Source organism: Bartonella sp. OT172YNZD (assembly GCF_042193725.1).
Classification (GTDB): domain Bacteria; phylum Pseudomonadota; class Alphaproteobacteria; order Rhizobiales; family Rhizobiaceae; genus Bartonella; species Bartonella grahamii_A.
Genome location: NZ_JBHILZ010000001.1, coordinates 1 through 16,988, shown reverse-complemented (window position 1 = coordinate 16,988; position 16,988 = coordinate 1). Strand labels below are relative to the sequence as shown.

General features: G+C 36.9%; 10 protein-coding genes, 3 tRNA genes and 2 pseudogenes. 9 read left to right on the top strand and 6 right to left on the bottom strand.

Annotated elements, in window-relative coordinates; translation table 11 throughout:
• Window positions 1–523: 523 nt before the first annotated feature.
• A tRNA-Arg gene (locus ACFIJS_RS00075) sits at window positions 524–600 on the bottom strand.
• 366 nt (window positions 601–966) lie between these two features.
• Between ACFIJS_RS00075 and ACFIJS_RS00070 the strand changes: the two genes are divergently transcribed.
• The 3 genes from ACFIJS_RS00070 (at window position 967) to pgi (ending at window position 7,098) form a co-directional block, all read left to right on the top strand.
• Window positions 967–2,106: an efflux RND transporter periplasmic adaptor subunit gene (locus ACFIJS_RS00070; RefSeq protein WP_375648664.1), complete on the top strand. Its 1,140-nt coding sequence runs from the start codon at window positions 967–969 to the stop codon at window positions 2,104–2,106.
• Entirely contained in the window at window positions 2,103–5,270 is a 3,168-nt protein-coding gene (locus ACFIJS_RS00065; RefSeq protein ID WP_375648662.1) for an efflux RND transporter permease subunit, read from the top strand. Before ACFIJS_RS00070 ends, ACFIJS_RS00065 begins: the two co-directional genes overlap by 4 nt.
• A gap of 163 nt (window positions 5,271–5,433) precedes the next feature.
• Entirely contained in the window at window positions 5,434–7,098 is a 1,665-nt protein-coding gene (gene pgi, locus ACFIJS_RS00060; protein ID WP_375648660.1) for a glucose-6-phosphate isomerase, read from the top strand.
• 302 nt (window positions 7,099–7,400) lie between these two features.
• On the opposite strand, the gene ACFIJS_RS00055 is transcribed toward pgi, so the two are convergent.
• Window positions 7,401–7,490 (bottom strand) — tRNA-Ser (locus tag ACFIJS_RS00055).
• 284 nt (window positions 7,491–7,774) lie between these two features.
• Here ACFIJS_RS00055 and rplU point away from each other — a divergent pair.
• The 4 genes from rplU to ACFIJS_RS00035 all read left to right on the top strand — a co-directional run bounded on the left by rplU (window position 7,775) and on the right by ACFIJS_RS00035 (window position 14,206).
• Window positions 7,775–8,254 carry a 50S ribosomal protein L21 gene (rplU, locus tag ACFIJS_RS00050; RefSeq protein ID WP_375648658.1) on the top strand — a complete coding sequence of 160 codons (480 nt, stop codon included), beginning with the start codon at window positions 7,775–7,777 and terminating at the stop codon, window positions 8,252–8,254.
• 12 nt (window positions 8,255–8,266) lie between these two features.
• Window positions 8,267–8,536, top strand: a complete 270-nt coding sequence (gene rpmA / locus ACFIJS_RS00045; protein WP_375648656.1) for a 50S ribosomal protein L27 — start codon at window positions 8,267–8,269, stop codon at window positions 8,534–8,536.
• A gap of 1,413 nt (window positions 8,537–9,949) precedes the next feature.
• Window positions 9,950–12,481 (top strand): phosphoenolpyruvate--protein phosphotransferase, encoded by a 2,532-nt coding sequence (gene ptsP / locus ACFIJS_RS00040; RefSeq protein ID WP_375648654.1) that lies wholly within the window; start codon window positions 9,950–9,952, stop codon window positions 12,479–12,481.
• Between the two features lie 1,635 nt (window positions 12,482–14,116).
• Window positions 14,117–14,206: transfer RNA gene (locus tag ACFIJS_RS00035), tRNA-Ser, on the top strand.
• Between the two features lie 259 nt (window positions 14,207–14,465).
• Here the strand turns inward: ACFIJS_RS00035 and ACFIJS_RS00030 are convergent.
• The 3 genes and pseudogenes from ACFIJS_RS00030 to ACFIJS_RS00020 form a co-directional block, all read right to left on the bottom strand.
• A complete protein-coding gene (locus tag ACFIJS_RS00030; RefSeq protein WP_375644022.1) occupies window positions 14,466–14,678 on the bottom strand; it encodes a hypothetical protein in 213 nt (70 codons plus the stop codon).
• Between the two features lie 131 nt (window positions 14,679–14,809).
• Window positions 14,810–15,037, bottom strand: coding sequence for a hypothetical protein (locus tag ACFIJS_RS00025; RefSeq protein ID WP_375648652.1), 228 nt, complete (start codon window positions 15,035–15,037; stop codon window positions 14,810–14,812).
• A pseudogene (locus tag ACFIJS_RS00020) lies at window positions 15,034–15,696 on the bottom strand (lysozyme). Before ACFIJS_RS00020 ends, ACFIJS_RS00025 begins: the two are co-directional and overlap by 4 nt.
• 143 nt (window positions 15,697–15,839) lie before the next feature.
• Here ACFIJS_RS00020 and ACFIJS_RS00015 point away from each other — a divergent pair.
• Both ACFIJS_RS00015 and ACFIJS_RS00010 read left to right on the top strand, forming a co-directional pair.
• Window positions 15,840–16,064, top strand: coding sequence for an antitoxin MazE family protein (locus ACFIJS_RS00015; protein WP_375622779.1), 225 nt, complete (start codon window positions 15,840–15,842; stop codon window positions 16,062–16,064).
• A complete protein-coding gene (locus ACFIJS_RS00010; protein ID WP_375648650.1) occupies window positions 16,064–16,387 on the top strand; it encodes a type II toxin-antitoxin system PemK/MazF family toxin in 324 nt (107 codons plus the stop codon). The genes ACFIJS_RS00015 and ACFIJS_RS00010 overlap by 1 nt, the downstream gene beginning before the upstream one ends.
• 64 nt (window positions 16,388–16,451) lie before the next feature.
• Here ACFIJS_RS00010 and ACFIJS_RS00005 read toward each other — a convergent pair.
• A pseudogene (locus tag ACFIJS_RS00005) lies at window positions 16,452–16,988 on the bottom strand (late control protein); the annotation flags it as partial.

Genomic DNA, 16,988 nt, shown 5'->3' with positions numbered 1-16,988 from the left:
TTGTTTTTTAGGAAAAAAATTTCTTTGCTTTTAAGCAGTAAAAATACGTTTAGTTCAATTAAAAATATCTCGAAAAGAAGCTTTGATTTGCAACAAAATGCTAATGATATTAATGGATACCATAAGTGTTTTATGGTGGCACATCTGAAGTCCCTCTTAAGATGGGACTGTCAGAAATAAAATATTCAGAAACATCCAGTTATGGAAAAGTTAGAAATAAGCACGTAAAAAATTATCCAACTGATTTAAAGAGTATAATTCGGAAGAGACCCAAAACAAGCGCATAGATTGAAAAAGAAAACAACAACACACACTGCTCATGCAATCGTTATGATTATTAGCTAATAAAAACACCTTGAGGCTGAATTGAAGGACTCATAACATCCTATTCTAGCAAAATGGCTAAAGAAACGACTCACAACAGAATGAAATAACAAAATACAAAAAACAAAGATAGGCAAAAATAAATCACAAAATAAAGAATTTTAAAGAGCCTGAATTTATAAGGAGATACTTTGATAGATGGCGCACCCGAAGAGATTCGAACTCCTGACCCCCAGATTCGTAGTCTGGTGCTCTATCCAGCTGAGCTACGGGTGCATACATTTCAATTTTTTACATTATCTAAGACAAAGGCTTCCTAATCGTTTCATTAAAGAAATGCAAGTGAAACTTGGATAGTAATAAAAAAAACTCTCTTTTTTATGAGATATTTTAAAAAAGGATATAATATATTATGGTTTCAGTTGGTTTTGATATGATCATTTTTTTGTTGTGACCATACAAAGCAATATGAACGATAGTTAACTTGACGTTTTAATCTATGAAAGATAGTCAAGCAGAGATGAGATGTGTTTTTTGCGGTGGGGATAGGATATATACACCCGCTGTTTGGTTTTTGTGTAACACGCCGATATTACTGTTGAAAACTATTTCAGATGAACATGACACAGCAAGAGTGGATGTATGGCGTTATTAAAAAAGAGCTTTCCATTGGTGTTTTTAATCGTCGTTTTAACGGTTACTTATTGGGCTGGAAAAAAGAGTGTAGAACAACCCATTTCTATGGTGAATAAAACAAGAGTATCGTATAAAGCTTCAAAGGAAAAAATGGGAAGACCACCGGTGAATGTTGTGGTTGATCTTGTAAAAATTCAAGATTTTTATGAACAACTTAACGTTCTTGGAAGTGGAAAAGCTCTTGCAGAAGTCGAGCTTACCCCTTTATCCTCAGGTGTTATTGATAAGCTTTTTGTATCAGCTGGTACAAAAGTACAAGTCGATGATGTGATTGCAAAGCTTGATTCTAAAAAAGAGGAAATCGCAGTTGCAAAAGCAAAAGTACAACGTGATAATAATGCATTAACGCTTTCGCGCATTCTTAAATTACGCGCCAGCAATACAGCAACGGAAGTTCAAGAAATTACAGCACGCTTAGAGTTGGATAATGCAAATTTAGTTTTGCGTAATGCTGAATTAGATCTCGATAGGCGAACAATTCGTGCACCGATTCCTGGAGTTGTTGGTATTTTGCCCGTTGATGTGGGGAATAACGTGACCCTTAATACTGTAATAGGCCGTATTGAGAATAGAGAACGCATTTTGGTCGATATATGGGCCCCTGAACGATATGTGTCGCGCATCCATAAAGGAGATGAGGTAACGGCAACATTAACTGCGCAGCCAGATAAATCTTTTGTTGGTCATATTTATGCGATTGATAATATTGTTGATCCAGAAAGTCGCACGCTTCATGCTCAGGTTGAAATCAATAATGAAAAAGATACGCTCATGTCTGGTATGTCCTTTTCTGTTGTATTGCAATTTTATGGTGGTTCTTTTCCTGTCGTTAATCCTCTTGCGGTTCAATGGAATAGTAAAGGGTCATTCGTTTGGCGTGTGAGAGAAGGAAAAGTAGAGTCTATTCCCGTATCAATTATTCAGCATAAAGCGGATCAGGTTTTCGTGAAAGCTCCCCTAGGAAATGGTGATCAAGTTGTCATTCAAGGGGTGCAAATGCTTTATCCAGGAAGTAAAGTAACCATTGATGATCCAAAGTCCCATCAACAGCAATTATCAGCGGTTTATGGAACGGATATACAATGAGCCAAGAATTGAGTACAAAACAGCCTATGTCAAAGGTGGAGCAAGGTGGTCTCATTGCCTTATTTATTCGTAGACCGGTTTTTACTTTTGTTTTAAATGCTATGATCATCATTGCAGGATTTGCAGCATGGTTAAATGTTGATGTAAGAGAATTACCCGATGTTGATACTCCAGTAACAACGATTGTGACGATGTTTTCTGGTGCGTCAGCAGAAACCATTGATCGTGAAGTAACAAAAGTTATAGAAGATGCTGTTTCTCGTGTTTCAGGTGTTAAGACGATTTCTTCAACATCTTCATTTGGACGCTCTCGTGTGCAGATTAATTTTAATGTCGGTGTTGATTTGAATGTAGCGGCATCTGATATTCGTGATGCTCTGTCTCGGATTGCTTATTCTTTACCAAAAAATGCAGATTCTCCTTTGATCATTAAAGCAGATTCGAATGCTGCGGCTATGATGTATTTGGTTGTGACGTCACCAACAATGAGTATTGATGATTTAACAACGATTGTAAACGATCAGATTGTTGATGCAATTTCTGCTGTTGATGGTGTCGGTGATGTACAGGTTGATAGTGCTCGCACAAAGATTTTTCAGATTGATATAGATCAAGCAAAACTTGCAAGTTATGGATTAACTGTAGCAGATATTTCACGTGTTCTTGCTGATATGACAACGGATGTACCAGTAGGATCATTACGCAATTCTAAGCAAACTTTAGTTGTCCGTGCCACTGCACGTTTAACAACACCAGAATCTTTTGAACAAGTTGTTTTAAAGCCTTATGTGCATCTTGGTGATGTTGCGCATGTTACTTTATCGCCAGATATAGAAACGGTAATTCTTCGTATCAATGGAAAGACAGGTATTGGATTAGGTATCGTGCGTAAAGCACAATCCAACACTCTTAATATTTCTCAAGGTGTAAGAGCCGTTGTTGATAATCTCAAAAGCATTGTTCCTTCTTCTGTACATATAGACGTTATTAATGACGATGCAATTTTTATTAAAAGTGCCCTTCATGAGGTTGAGGTTGCGTTGGTCATTGCTATTTTGAGTGTTATATTAGTCATTTTTCTTTTTCTCAGAGACATTCGTGTAACACTGATACCTGCTTTGTCTCTTCCTGTTGCTTTGATTGGTACCATTGCAGCTATTTATCTTGTAGGGTTTTCATTGAATATTCTCACATTTTTAGGACTTGTTTTAGCAACAGGGCTTGTTGTGGATGATGCCATTGTTGTTCTGGAAAATATTGTTCGATGGCGCAATATGGGGTTAGGTTCCAGAGCTGCAGCGGTGATAGGAACCCGTGAAGTTTTTTTTGCTGTTGTCGCAACAACATTGACTTTAGTGGCCGTATTTGTTCCTATTTCCTTTCTTCCTGGGCAAATTGGAGGGCTTTTTAGAGAATTTGGTTTTGTTTTGGCAATTTCTATTTTGCTTTCTTCAATTGTTGCTTTAACGCTTTGTCCCATGTTGGCTTCACGTTTTCTCAAAGAACATATTGAGGAGAAAGAAGAAAAGGCCCATCATTTTACTTTTTTATATAAATTAGGTACTTTTTTTCATAAGGCATATACTTACAGTTTGCATAAGTGTTTAGAAAAGCCTTGGTCTGTTGTTTTTGCTTCACTTATTTTTGCGGGTCTTTGTGTTGGAGGCTATATGAAACTACAACAGGAATTAACCCCAGCAGAAGACAGAGCTCTTATCTTTTTGGTCATTAATGGACCACAAGGTATTTCAACACAATATTTGAACGAGCAGGTAGAGCAAATTGAAGCAAGTCTAAAGCCATTACGTGATGCAGGGGAAATTGCTAATAGTTACTCTATCGCGGGTATTGGTGGTTCACCCAATATTGCTTTTTTGGTTTTATTGCTTTCATCTTGGGATAAACGTTTACGTAGTCAGCAAGAAATTCTGAAGGATGTTAATGCAAAGGTTAGACAGTTTCCGGCAGTTTTTGTATTTGCTGCGCAGGGAAATTCTCTAGGTGTGAGAGGAACTGGGCAAGGGTTACAGTTCGCAATTCTTGGGAATGATTACGCAACACTACAACCCATTGCTGATAAGCTGGTGAGCGTTTTACAAGATGATTCGCGTTTTATTCGACCACGTCTTACTGTTGATACCACACAACCACAATTTTTTATTGAAATCAATCGAAAAAAAGCCTCCGATTTAGGGATTGATATCACCAATTTGGGCGATACATTACAAGCAATGTTGGATGGTAAAAAGATTGGTTCCATTAACGTGGATGATCATTCTTACGATGTTAAATTGATATCGCGTAAAAATTCTATGAAGAGTCCTAGTGATTTAGAAAATATTTTTTTAAAGACTAAGGACAATCGATATGTTCCTTTATCGGTTATTGCGCGTTTACATGAAAAAGCTATCGCTCCCCAATTAAAACGGGAAAAACGCATGAGCGCTGTTATTTTAAGCGCAAATCTTGCTCCAGGTATCGCTTTAGGGGAAGCTTACCAAACTGTACAGAAAATTGCTTCTCCTTTGTTATCGAAAGGAATCTACGTGGTTCCCTTGGGGGAAGCTGAAACGCTTAATGAAACATCTTCCAATTTTATGATTGTTTTTGGCATTGCCTTTTTGATTATTTTATTGATTTTGGCTGCTCAGTTTGAAAGCTTTATTTCAGGATTCATTATCATGGCCACGGTCCCATTAGGGATTGGTTGTGCTGTAATTGCTATGCTATTAAGTGGTGTGAGTCTTAATATTTACAGCCAAATTGGACTAATTTTGTTAATTGGCGTTATGGCAAAAAATGGTATTCTCATTGTTGAATTTGCAGATCAATTACGGGATCAGGGAAGAAGCGTGCGTGAAGCCGTAGAAGAAGCAGCAAATATTCGACTTCGTCCAGTTTGTATGACAATGATTTGTGCCATTTTAGGAGGTATTCCTTTGGTTTTAGCCAAAGGTGCTGGCGCAGAAGCTCGTATAGCTTTAGGTTGGGTTATCGTTGGTGGCTTAGGTTTAGCAACTATTTTTACGCTTTATGTCACACCGGTTGTTTATCTTTTTTTGGGACGTTTTATAAGACCAAAAGCAGAAGAAGATTTACGCTTAACAAAAGAACTCAACCAAGTTAATGATATCTCTGATAGAAAAGATTTGGAAGTTTATTAAGTTTATTCTTGTAAAAACATCATTTTCGGATCTTATCCTTTTATTTTGTATATTCCTTCATTTTTATGTGAGCAGTGAAAATAGCGAGCAATAAAGGAGACGCTTTCTGCTTTGTATTGTTTGGGCATAGATTTCATTATCAATAACCGTATAGGATAAGCTTATGGGAGATAGCTTTTCGATTCGAAATGAAAAGGCTTTTGAAGCCACATTAAAAGCTTTAAGAAACCATGCCGCAAAGGATGGAGTCTATGATATTCGTCGGCATTTTGTAGAAGATGAACAGCGTTTTTCCCATTTTTCCCTCAGACTCGATGATCTTCTTTTCGATTTTTCAAAATGTGGTGTGACATTTAAAACATTGCAACTTCTAGATGATTTAGCTGTCGCAGCAGATGTGTTAGGCCGGCGTGATGCAATGTTTTCTGGGAAGGCGATTAATACAACTGAAAAACGCTCAGTTCTTCATATTGCATTACGTTTACCTGCTGATGAAATTTTCATGTTGGATGGTCATAATCTTATTCGCGATGTTCAAGACGTTCTTGAAGATATGGAAAGATTTTCTGAAAAGGTGCGGGATGGCAGCTATAAGGGAAACAGTGGCGAGAGAATAAGTGATATTGTCAATATTGGTATTGGTGGTTCTGATCTTGGTCCTGCAATGGTCACATATGCTTTAAAACCTTATCATGATGGTCCACAGTGTCATTTTGTTTCTAATGCTGACAGTGCCCATATTTCTGATACTCTTTCTATTTTGAATCCAGCAACAACGCTGTTTGTCATTGCTTCTAAAACTTTTACAACGGCTGAAACAATGGTAAATGCTCAAGTTGCACGTCAGTGGATTTGTTCACATTTGGGAGAAGAAGCCGTTGGTACGCATTTTGTTGCTGTTTCAAGTGCGCTTGATAAAGTGGCAGAATTTGGCATAGATTCCACCAGAGTTTTTAAATTTTGGAATTGGGTTGGAGGACGTTATTCGATTTGGTCAGCCATTGGACTTGTTGTTATGTTTGCAATAGGTGGTGGAAATTTTCGCCAATTTCTCAATGGTGCATTGCAAATGGACCAACATTTTAAAACTATGCCTTTGCATAAAAATATTCCTATTCGTTTTGCTCTTTTAGGATTCTGGCATCGTGTTATTTGTGGTTATTCATCACGTTCTATCATTCCTTATGCACAGCGTTTAATACATTTTCCAGCTTATTTACAACAGCTTGATATGGAATCAAATGGTAAGCAAGTTTCTTTGGATGGAAAACCATTAAGTTTTTCAAGTGGTCCGATTGTTTGGGGGGATTCAGGAACAAATAGTCAACATGCTTTTTTTCAACTTTTGCATCAAGGAACAGATATTATTCCTGTAGAATTTATTTTATTTATAAAAGGGCATGAGAAAAATTTACATTCTATGTATGAGATATTGCTAGCAAATGGTTTAGCGCAGTCAAAAGCATTGATGAAGGGGCGTAGTATTGAAGATGCTCGGCATATCTTGATAAAAAATGGAGTTGATGAGGCTGAAGCAGATCATTTAGCATTTCATAGAAGTTTTAAAGGAAACCGTCCCAGTATTACGCTGGTTCAAGATTTATTAACACCTTTTGCACTCGGTCGTCTTATTGCGCTTTATGAACATCGTATTTTTGTTGAAGGGATTTTAATGAATATTAATTCATTTGATCAATGGGGTGTTGAACTTGGTAAAGAGTTAGCAAACGAGTTACTACCAATTCTTCGTGGAGAAAGTAAAGCGGATAATCGTGATAGTTCAACATTAGGGTTGCTAGCACATATTCAAGCAAGACGTGCAAAATAAATATAATTTGACAGGAGGTTTTGTACTAACTAAGCAAAAGTAGAATGAGAGAGAAATATGAGATAATTATTTAATTTTACTATGCGTTCTCTTATTATCTGAACTAGATTTATGTGACAGAAAATCAAAAAAGTACAAAAATTGTAAGAATGAGAATTTATTTGCAAAAACAATAAAGAGCTTTGAAAAGTCTTGAAAACCTATAGAAAAATAAATTGGTACAAAACCTAGTGGCAAATTATACAAAACCTGCTGGCAAGCTACGATTAAAGACATTTTAATAATATCTGCTTTATAAACTTTGGCGGAGAGAGAGGGATTTGAACCCCCGATAGAGTTGCCCCTATGCCGCATTTCGAGTGCGGTGCTTTCAACCACTCAGCCATCTCTCCATAATAAAGTGAAACAAAAATCGGCACTATTTGAGTGTATAAGGGTAGATAACCTTCAATTGTTTTTGGTACAACCTTTTTTTCTTTTTTATGGGACTTTATTGACAGAGAATAGAAATTCCTTCATATATACGGAATATGAGCGTGGGGAAATCTGCGCATATTTATGTTGAAGAAGGTTTTATCCTTCTTTACAATCTATTACGACTGATAAAAAGCAGCCTATTTTCCCTTATTTCAAGGCAGAAATTAAATAAGAGCTGGAGTGAACGGAAGGATAAAAAATGTTCGCGGTCATTAAAACTGGTGGTAAGCAATACCGCATTGTTGCTAATCAAGTGGTAAAAGTTGAAAAAGTTAGTGGAAATGCGGGTGATATTGTTGAATTCAATAACATATTGATGGTTGGGCAAGAAGGTAATGCGGTTATTGGTACTCCTGTCGTTGCTGATGCATTGGTGACAGCTGAGATTGTAGAACAGGCACGTGGGCGCAAGATTATCGCATTTAAGAAGCGCCGTCGTCAAAATTCTAAACGCACACGTGGTCATCGTCAAGAATTTACGAGGCTTCGTGTTTTAGAAATTTTAATGGGTGGTTCAAAACCTAAAAAAGCAGCTGCGGAACCGATAAAAGAAGAAGCAACTGCACCAAAAGAAACAAAAGCTGCTGCTTCTGTTGAGAAGACGGCTAAAAAAACGGCTGAAAAAAAGATTACGTCGCAGAAGAAAGCGTCTGTAGCATCAAAGAGTAAGAAAGATTAAAGGAGAGCGTCTATGGCACATAAAAAAGCTGGTGGTTCCTCGCGTAATGGTCGCGATTCAGAATCGAAACGTCTAGGCGTTAAAAAATTTGGTGGTGAAACAGTTATTGCCGGAAATATTATTATTCGTCAGCGTGGTACACGTTGGCATCCTGGCAACCATGTCGGCATTGGAAAAGACCATACGCTTTTTGCATTATCAGATGGAAAGGTTTTTTTTCAGCGCAAAGCGGGTAATCGTTCCTATGTTTCAGTCATTCCTATGGTGGAGGCAGCAGAGTAATCTGTAACACTCTCCAGCAATCAGCAGGATTTCATTGAATTGTAGTTGTGGTTTTATAAGTATTAAAAGGGAAAGATAGAATCTCATCTTTCCCTTTTTTCGTTGGTACTATAATAAATGTAGAAGATATACGAAAAAGGTAGAATTAGGGAAATGACTTTTTTCAATGAGGGAAGAAGTTTGTGCGGTGTTACATTAGTATTTAGTACTGAACGTATTGATATTATCATAGAATTTGTTGCTAAATTTTTGTATAATAATAGTGAAGAGAGACTTTCTTTTTATACATGAAGAAGTGTTGAGTAATTTCTTTATAAGAGAAGCGGTTTGTTTTCAGGAAATTATGAGGAATTTAATGAAAGCATTATTTATGTAATCATTTTGATAAAGATGAGTCTTTTTATCGGCATTGTGGTATTGATGAGTTGTCATACTGTTTGTAGGTGGTGGCACGGATAGGTGAGGTTATTCATTTAAAAGGACATAGGGATAAAAAATCCATAAGATGGCAGTCAAAACTACTTTGAAAGTGGCGTGCATTAAGGAATTTTCGGTAAATCAAGAGTGAAATTATATTTTTAAGGAGGACGGTGTTTAAAGATATAAAAATAACCAATGTGCAATCAGCGCTCTTCAAGAATATTTTTGCTGATTTCACTATTATTGTGCATTGTTGAAAATAAACAGGCATAAGAGCTAGGGTTAAGGCAATAATTGCTTTTCATTTTTTACTTTATTTATCTTATTAGTAGAGTTTTTTTGATTTTAGTAGTTGATAATGGTGCTTAGGGGATGGGCATACTCGTACTTTGCAAATGTGCGACAGTGGGCATTGTGTGTTTGCGATATTGATTGAAGTAAAGGAGTAGCTTAAAATATACAAATGTTATACATTGAGGGGTTGGTATCATCGGATGAGATGCGCGGAATTTTAAAGATGATAAGTTGCATGGAGAAATTTGTAATTATGTAATGAATTTATAAAGGGGAATAATAGGTTAAATAAACTTTGAGGAATCAGTTAAAATATTAGCTGAAGTTACAGATGGTTGGGAAGGATGCTTTTTTGTAGGGAGAATAATGAGAAGTTATGTTGAATAACTTGGGATAATGAGAGCGTTTTTAAAACATAGTTTTTCAGGTGATTGGCGCTATAAAAATCGGGGTTTTGTCTTTGTAAAGTAAAAGAGTAAGAGGCAGACTCGCATGTGATGGTTTTAGGCACCTCGCTAGATGATAATATCCAATTGTATTATTGGTTATATTGAGGTATTTAAGCACCTCACTTAGCTATATTCCGTAAAATATTTAAAGAGAGCTTTGGTGGTATTTGTAGCTTGTATTTGGGAAATGCAGCTTTGGAAAGGAATTTATCAGAGATATTGGTGTTCAAATGTGAGGCAATTTGAATTCATGATGAGATGTGAGAAAGCAGAAGCAATGAATGTAGATTTTACCGAGGGTGAAATCTTGTCTATAATATCTGTACAACTTGCAGCTGCTTTTGATCATAAAAATGATGCAATTTATGCTGCTGCTGAATTGCTTGTGCAGGTTGGTGCAGTTGATAAGTGTTATCTGGCAAGCATGCTCGCACGTGAAGAAACAACCAATACTTGGCTTGGAAATGGTATAGCCATTCCTCATGGTATGGCTGAAAATCGTGATTTAATTATCAAGGACGCTGTTGCTGTTATACAGGTTCCTGCTGGTGTTGAGTGGCAGGATGGCAAGAAAGCACATTTGGTTATTGCTATTGCAGCATGTCCAGATCGCTATATAGAAATTTGTAAAAAATTGACGTCTCTTTTATTTGATAAAAAACAGCTTGAAGTACTTGCAACAACTATGGACAAACAGCAAATTGTTACAACTTTGTTTGATCAAGATATGAAGATAGAAAAAACTTTTATTGGTGACCTTTCGGTGTGTCAGGAATGGACTTTAGATTATCCCAGTGGTCTTCATGCACGACCAGCTTCTCTTTGGGTTGATTTTGCAAAAAAGGCTCAAAATCCTATCAGAGTTCGCCATGGTCAATATACCGTTGAAATGAAAAATTTGGTTGGTTTATTGCAATTAGGAGCAAAAAACGGTGATGTTCTAATTTTTTCTACAGATGCTGCAGAAGGAGCACAACTCCTCAATGATGCCATTGCTATTGCAAAAAAAGTGAGTATTAGTGAAAAATGCCTGATGAGAGCAATGGAATCTCAAACAAAGACTTTTCATAGTTGGTATCCACGCTCTATGAAAAAAGGCATTTCTGGTGTTGGAGCAAGTTCAGGATTAGCATTTGGTAAGATTTTTGTTTTAAGGCAAAATGATATTTCCATAATAGACCAGCCAATTGATTTTGCAGCTGGTGCAGCATGTCTTGAAAATGCTCTTACAAAAACAAAACATAAAATGGCATCTGTGATTTCTGATATTACAGTGCGTATGGGGGCAGATTCTGCTGCGATTTTTTCTGCGCAAATGGTTTTGCTTGAAGATGAAAATTTAATAGCTCAAGCTTGTCGTTTTATAGCAGAAGGTCATGGTGTCGCTTGGTCTTGGGATAGAGCGGTTCGTCAATTTTCAGATATGTTTTTTAAGGTAGATAATCCTTTGTTAGCTGCACGTGCTGTTAATTTAGTTGATGTCGGTCGACGTGTTTTAGGTGAAATCAATCCATCCTATAGATCGTTCTTTTTAAATGATATTCCACATGGTGTAATTCTGGTTACAAATGACCTTTCTCCTTCTGATGTAGCACAGCTTGATTGTACAAGGGTAAAAGGATTAGCAACAGCATGGGGAGGTCCATTATCTCATACAGCTATTTTGGCGCGTACTCTTGGTATTCCAATGGTTGTTGCTGCAGGTGACGATATTTTAGCGATTCAGTCTGATATTCAGGCTATTATTGATGGCGGTAACGGGTTTATTTACCTTGATCCTACGCTTGAAGACGTTGAAGATGCTCAAAGGCATATTGATACTGTTGCACAAAAACGTGTCCGTGAAATAAGTGCGTGTAGATTACCAGCGCAAACGACAGATGGTCAAAGAATTCGTATCATGGCTAATGTCAACTACGCAAATCAGGTTCCTGTTGCGCTTGATTTGGGGGCTGAAGGTGTTGGACTCATGCGCACGGAATTTTTGTTTTTAGAGAATCCACATATTCCGGATGAGGAGCTACAATTCAATATATATAGGGCGATGATTACAGCTGTAGGAGATAAGCCATTAATTATTCGTGCGCTCGATATTGGTGGGGATAAACAGGTTACGCATTTACATTTATCTAAAGAGGACAATCCTTTTTTAGGTGTTCGAGGAACACGGCTTTTGTTACGTCGACGTGATCTTTTGGTGCCTCAATTACGTGCTTTGTATCGAGCAGCAAAAGAGAGCGGAGATCTATGGATTGTGTTCCCGATGGTAATGTCTGTTTCAGAGATTGTCACTATAAAAAAGATTGCAGAAGAAATCCGCAATGATATTGATGCACCAAAATTAAAACTTGGCATTATGATTGAAGTTCCAGCAGCTGCTATTATGGCAGATGTGTTGAGCGCCTATGTTGATTTTTTCTCGATTGGAACCAATGACCTAACACAGTATACAATGGCTGTTGATCGGCAAAATCCGTACCTTGTGTCTGAAGCTGATAGCCTTGATCCAGCAGTTTTGCGTATGATTTATCAGACTATTAAGGGAGCTGCACAACATAAGTGTTGGGTTAGTGTATGTGGTGGCATGGCTGGAGATCCTTTTGGTGCAATGATTTTGACTGGGTTGGGAATTAATGAGCTTTCTATGATATCTTGCGATATTTCTCCAGTAAAGGCGTGTTTACAGACTCATAGTTTTGAGGATATGAAAATTTTAGCACAAAAAGCACTACAATGTGAAACTGCACGAGCTGTACGTGCTCTAAGCAAAGATATAAGGTGATAAAGAACATTAAGGGGAGGAACGAGCTAGCTCATTTTGCAGAGTAATCAGATCTTTAGTGCTGTAAAACATTATCCTTTAGGATGATTATAGGCAGCATATTAATTTATAATGATAATTTATCGTTTTACATAATGAGAGCCCTGAATATCGTAAGGTTTTCTCTTTTTAAATTTCTCTATATTGAATTAATAAAAATTATTCTTTATAGGTCACAAGGAGGAGCAGCATGTGGATAAAAACACTTTAAGAAAGAATAAATGCCTTTTATGCATTCTCTCAAATAGCAAGGGATATTGCAACATTAGGGGATAAATAGCGTTATGGTACTTGGCTCGTACTTTTTATTTAAGGAAAGATGATGCTATCCAATAGATTCTATACTATTCATGGACACCGTATGAGATAGATGTGACAAGCTTTAAAAGATGTTTTTTTAAACAAACATGTGGATGAGAAAGAAAATAGTATTCTTAGAGTATTTTGTTTTGTTATGAGAGCATATCCCACTTAAAGAATGCAATAATCAAAAGTATGAAATAAGACGTAATCTCTTTTAAATAATAGAGATTACTTTAGATATTTTGAAAACTTTAAAGCTGAATTTAAAAGTATATGGTAAAAATGAAAACAGATTTGCATCTTTATGATTTTGTATTTTACCAAAATTGAGACTATTTTTTCACTTCAGAAAATAAGATATACTTATACATATTAAATTAAAAATGCAAATGCCTTTTTTATCTAAATTTTATTTTCTTTAGTATCAACTAAATATAGAAGTGTGAAATTGAATAGAGGATTTAGAGTAGGGCTTATTCTGTAATTCTATGAAGGGGAAAACTGACACCATCACACTATTTTACAGCCCTCAATGTTGCAAAAATTTGTGCTATTTGAGAAAATGCATAAGAGGCACTTATCCTCTCTTAAAATGTTCTTCCCCCCACATACCATCATCCCCGCTTATGATGTATAAGCAAGTGATTTTAATTAATTCAATATGAAAGGGATTATGATGAGAAAAAATTGCGATATTCGATGTTTTTATAATGTATAAACGGTAATTTATGATTATAAATCAATATCTTATATATTATCTGAAACATAAAAGTGATTAGCAGGTAGATCTCATTTTAAGAGAGAGTGGTTTGTAATCAAAGTTATAGTGACTAAGTATTTTCATCCTTGGAGGGAAGAAGGAGATTGAAAATAATTTTTATTGAAATGAAATTTATTATCTGGATAAACAATTTTAATATTAGGGATATAAGAAGTTCATATCGTTATTATTCTATTTATTATTAAGGTAATCAATGGTGTTAAGCGAGAGATATTTAATTATTTGGTTGTGTAACACCATGGACTATATGCCAATTTTAAGAGAAGTATTTTTTTATGAAGCAGAAAGTGCGTAAATGAGCATGAAAGTTTATAACTGGTGACAATCTTTTTATTCCCATTATTGTATTATCCAAACCTATCCACGGAAAAAGTTTTTTCTTAAAAAGAAAGGATGTGCTTGTTATTCAACAGATATAAGCTCTTACTTTAATAAATGAATTTGTTTTTTGAGTTTTGAATGTATAGTTTAGACTTGCACGTTATTTCTTTCTGGGTATAGTGCAAACTTCTGGAGAGGTGGCCGAGTGGTTGAAGGCGCACGCCTGGAACGCGTGTATATGGGAAACCATATCGAGGGTTCGAATCCCTCTCTCTCCGCCATCCAATTTTCTCCTATGTATAACGTATTGATTCTTTGTAATCTTTTTTAAGGTTCGGGAACATTAACAAAAGTTCGGGAATAGGATTTTCCAACATACCGTTACAAAGCTCATCTTTTTCCTCCAACATTCTCTAATAATTTTTTGAATTCTTTGAGAACCACTGTTTTAAATGCGCAAAGACATTCTCTATCGCCTCCATGAGACGAGCAAAATTAAGAAACCATTTTCTAAAGAATTTCGCGCGTCTCAAAGTATGTTTAGAGCCGGATATTTGGTTTTTGTGTAAAAATACTTACAAACGCATCCATAATACGTGAAAAATCAAGCGCTAATAAGAGTATAATGAGTACAAGCCATTTCGTATAACGAGACATCACTTTTACACTTTTGTAGGTCATGATGATTTCTTGAAGGATTTCTTTTTCTGCTTCTGTAAGCTCTATATCGTCTTGTGTTTTTTTTCTAACCATGTTTCCGCCCACACACGCGTTCACCTAGATTATTGTGCTTTAAGATCTCTCTTGCTAAGTTTGAACTGATGGCGTTCAGATCTTGCCGGCTTAAATAAATTGGCAACCAGCCAACACAAGAAGAAGCATATTTATTTGTCGCGCAACCAGTCAGAGAGAGCAGCACGCACATCAGCATCACTTTTTTGATTAACTTCACTTTCCACCTCCAGACGTGTTGTGGCTGCTTTTAAAGCTTTTTCTGTTTGCTTTTGTTGCTCTGCTTTTTTCCCAAGAGTAAAAACTCTTGCTAAAATCATAAAAAAAACGGCTAAAGCCGAGCCTGTTAGCATCCGATTTCTTTTCATCCATAAGATCATAGGCGGTGCTCCTGAAAGCGTTTAGCAACAAAGAAAATACCAGCACATGCGGCTAAGACCATAATGGTTGCCAAAGCCCATTGGATGGGTCCATTGCCTGCTAACAAGCCGCCAAGACCTGAGAAAGAACCAATAATAGGTGCAAGCGCTTCTGCTTTGAAAACCCCCGTTGGTGCTTGCGTTTCTACTGTTTGATAATTGGAGGAAACATAAGCCCCTTTTGCCCATAAGCCTGTTTCTGCCGCACGTCGGTGTGCGAGACCTTCAAGACGCTTTCCGCCTGCTTTGGTCCATTTCTGTAGCTCTGCAGGGACAGCTTCATATTCACCTTGATTGAGCTTTTTTAACAGTGTCGAGTTACAAAATGCTCCTATTCCTACATTATAGCAAAATGACACTAACGCCGCAAATTGTTCATCTATTAATGAAACTGTAACAGCGCGTGCAACGGCATTTTCAAATTGTCTTAAATCTTGGCAAAGAAATTCTTCTGCTTGCTTTTCAGAGATTGTCATGCCTTCCTAAATAAAAGGTTTTCCAGCACTGTTTGTATGTCCATAACCTATTGTCCACACTCCAATGGCATCTTTATAGGCGTTCAAACGCAAACCTTCCCATTGTTTGATAAGTGCAAGTCCTTCTGATGATATTTTTCGCATATGATTCTCCATAAAAAAAGCCCCGCAAAAAGCAGGGATGAGTGAATATTAAAAATTGCAATTATTGCCTTTTATTAAAAATCTCGTTTCATGTAACTTTTTTCTGTGTTATACGTTACATGAAACATAATGGAGATTTTATTATGGGTACAATGCACGTTAATGAACGGGTTCAAAAACATCGCAATGCGCAAAGAAAAGCAGGTTTGCGCTTAATACAGATTTGGGTTCCAGATACCCGCCAGCCAAATTTTGCAGAAGAGTGCCGCCGTCAGTGTCGCTTAGTGGCAAAAATGGATAAAGCTGATACATCTATGCAGTTATTTATGGATCAATCTTTAATGGATGTTGATGGCTGGACAGAATAATGCGTGGATCTCTCGTAACAATAGCGATGCAAGGCGATTTTGGTAAACCAAGACCCGCATTGATCATTCAAGCTAATCAATTTAGTGAACATACCAGCATGACGGTTTTACCAATTACAAGTACACTTGTTGATGCGCCATTACTCCGCATTACGATTCAGCCAAACGCTAAAAATGGTTTGCAAAAACCTTCGCAAGTAATGATTGATAAGATTATGACGGTAAGATGTGACAAAATGAGTTCCATTTTTGGCTCTCTTCAAGCAAAGGAAATGCTAGAGATTGAACGTTGTTTGGCTGTATTTTTAGGAATAGTAAACTAAAAATTGGATTTCTTTTTTCGGATAAGAATATGCTTTTTATCATCATTAGATAAGATAGCTTTATTTATGTATCCTCTTCATCCATATGGATGACGTCTTCGCCTTCGTCGCATGCGTCTGGTGGGGCGTTTGGATCAAGGATATCGTCCTTGTCTGGTGTGGTGTTTGCAACGTTTCCAGCTGCATCTTCTTGCGATGCATCAAAAAGTTCGCATTCTATTTTTGTGGTGTAACCGCCCGTTTTATCAAGTTTGTGCTTAACACTTTTGATACGCCATTCTGCTGGAAAATAGGGGCGGAAAGGGGGCTCTTGAACAAGCTTTGCTTCTGCTTGTACAAAGGGATCACCACCGATATCACATGAGAAAGAAAACTTACCGCGTGATGATTTATTGCGATAAGCTGCAATGGCCGCAACAGCCTCTGATTGGTTATGGTAGGTGTATTTGAGTTCATGAAACGGCGGATTACCAACTTTGACTTCTTTTTTTTCACCACTGCGGATATCATGATAGGTTGCGAGAACACCGCCTTTTTTCTCTTTGTCTTCTTCTCCTTTCTCAGGTGTTGTTTCTGCTTTTTCCGATTCAGATGATGATGG

What these genes read in the sequence shown, in the direction of transcription:
- pgi (WP_375648660.1), top strand. Translation starts at nt 5,434, where the DNA reads ATGGGAGATAGCTTTTCGATTCGAAATGAAAAGGCTTTTGAAGCCACA.
- ACFIJS_RS00010 (WP_375648650.1), top strand. Translation starts at nt 16,064, where the DNA reads ATGCGTGGATCTCTCGTAACAATAGCGATGCAAGGCGATTTTGGTAAA.
- ACFIJS_RS00030 (WP_375644022.1), bottom strand. Translation starts at nt 14,678, where the DNA reads ATGGTTAGAAAAAAAACACAAGACGATATAGAGCTTACAGAAGCAGAA.
- ACFIJS_RS00070 (WP_375648664.1), top strand. Translation starts at nt 967, where the DNA reads ATGGCGTTATTAAAAAAGAGCTTTCCATTGGTGTTTTTAATCGTCGTT.
- ptsP (WP_375648654.1), top strand. Translation starts at nt 9,950, where the DNA reads ATGATGAGATGTGAGAAAGCAGAAGCAATGAATGTAGATTTTACCGAG.
- ACFIJS_RS00025 (WP_375648652.1), bottom strand. Translation starts at nt 15,037, where the DNA reads ATGATCTTATGGATGAAAAGAAATCGGATGCTAACAGGCTCGGCTTTA.
- rplU (WP_375648658.1), top strand. Translation starts at nt 7,775, where the DNA reads ATGTTCGCGGTCATTAAAACTGGTGGTAAGCAATACCGCATTGTTGCT.
- ACFIJS_RS00015 (WP_375622779.1), top strand. Translation starts at nt 15,840, where the DNA reads ATGGGTACAATGCACGTTAATGAACGGGTTCAAAAACATCGCAATGCG.
- ACFIJS_RS00065 (WP_375648662.1), top strand. Translation starts at nt 2,103, where the DNA reads ATGAGCCAAGAATTGAGTACAAAACAGCCTATGTCAAAGGTGGAGCAA.
- rpmA (WP_375648656.1), top strand. Translation starts at nt 8,267, where the DNA reads ATGGCACATAAAAAAGCTGGTGGTTCCTCGCGTAATGGTCGCGATTCA.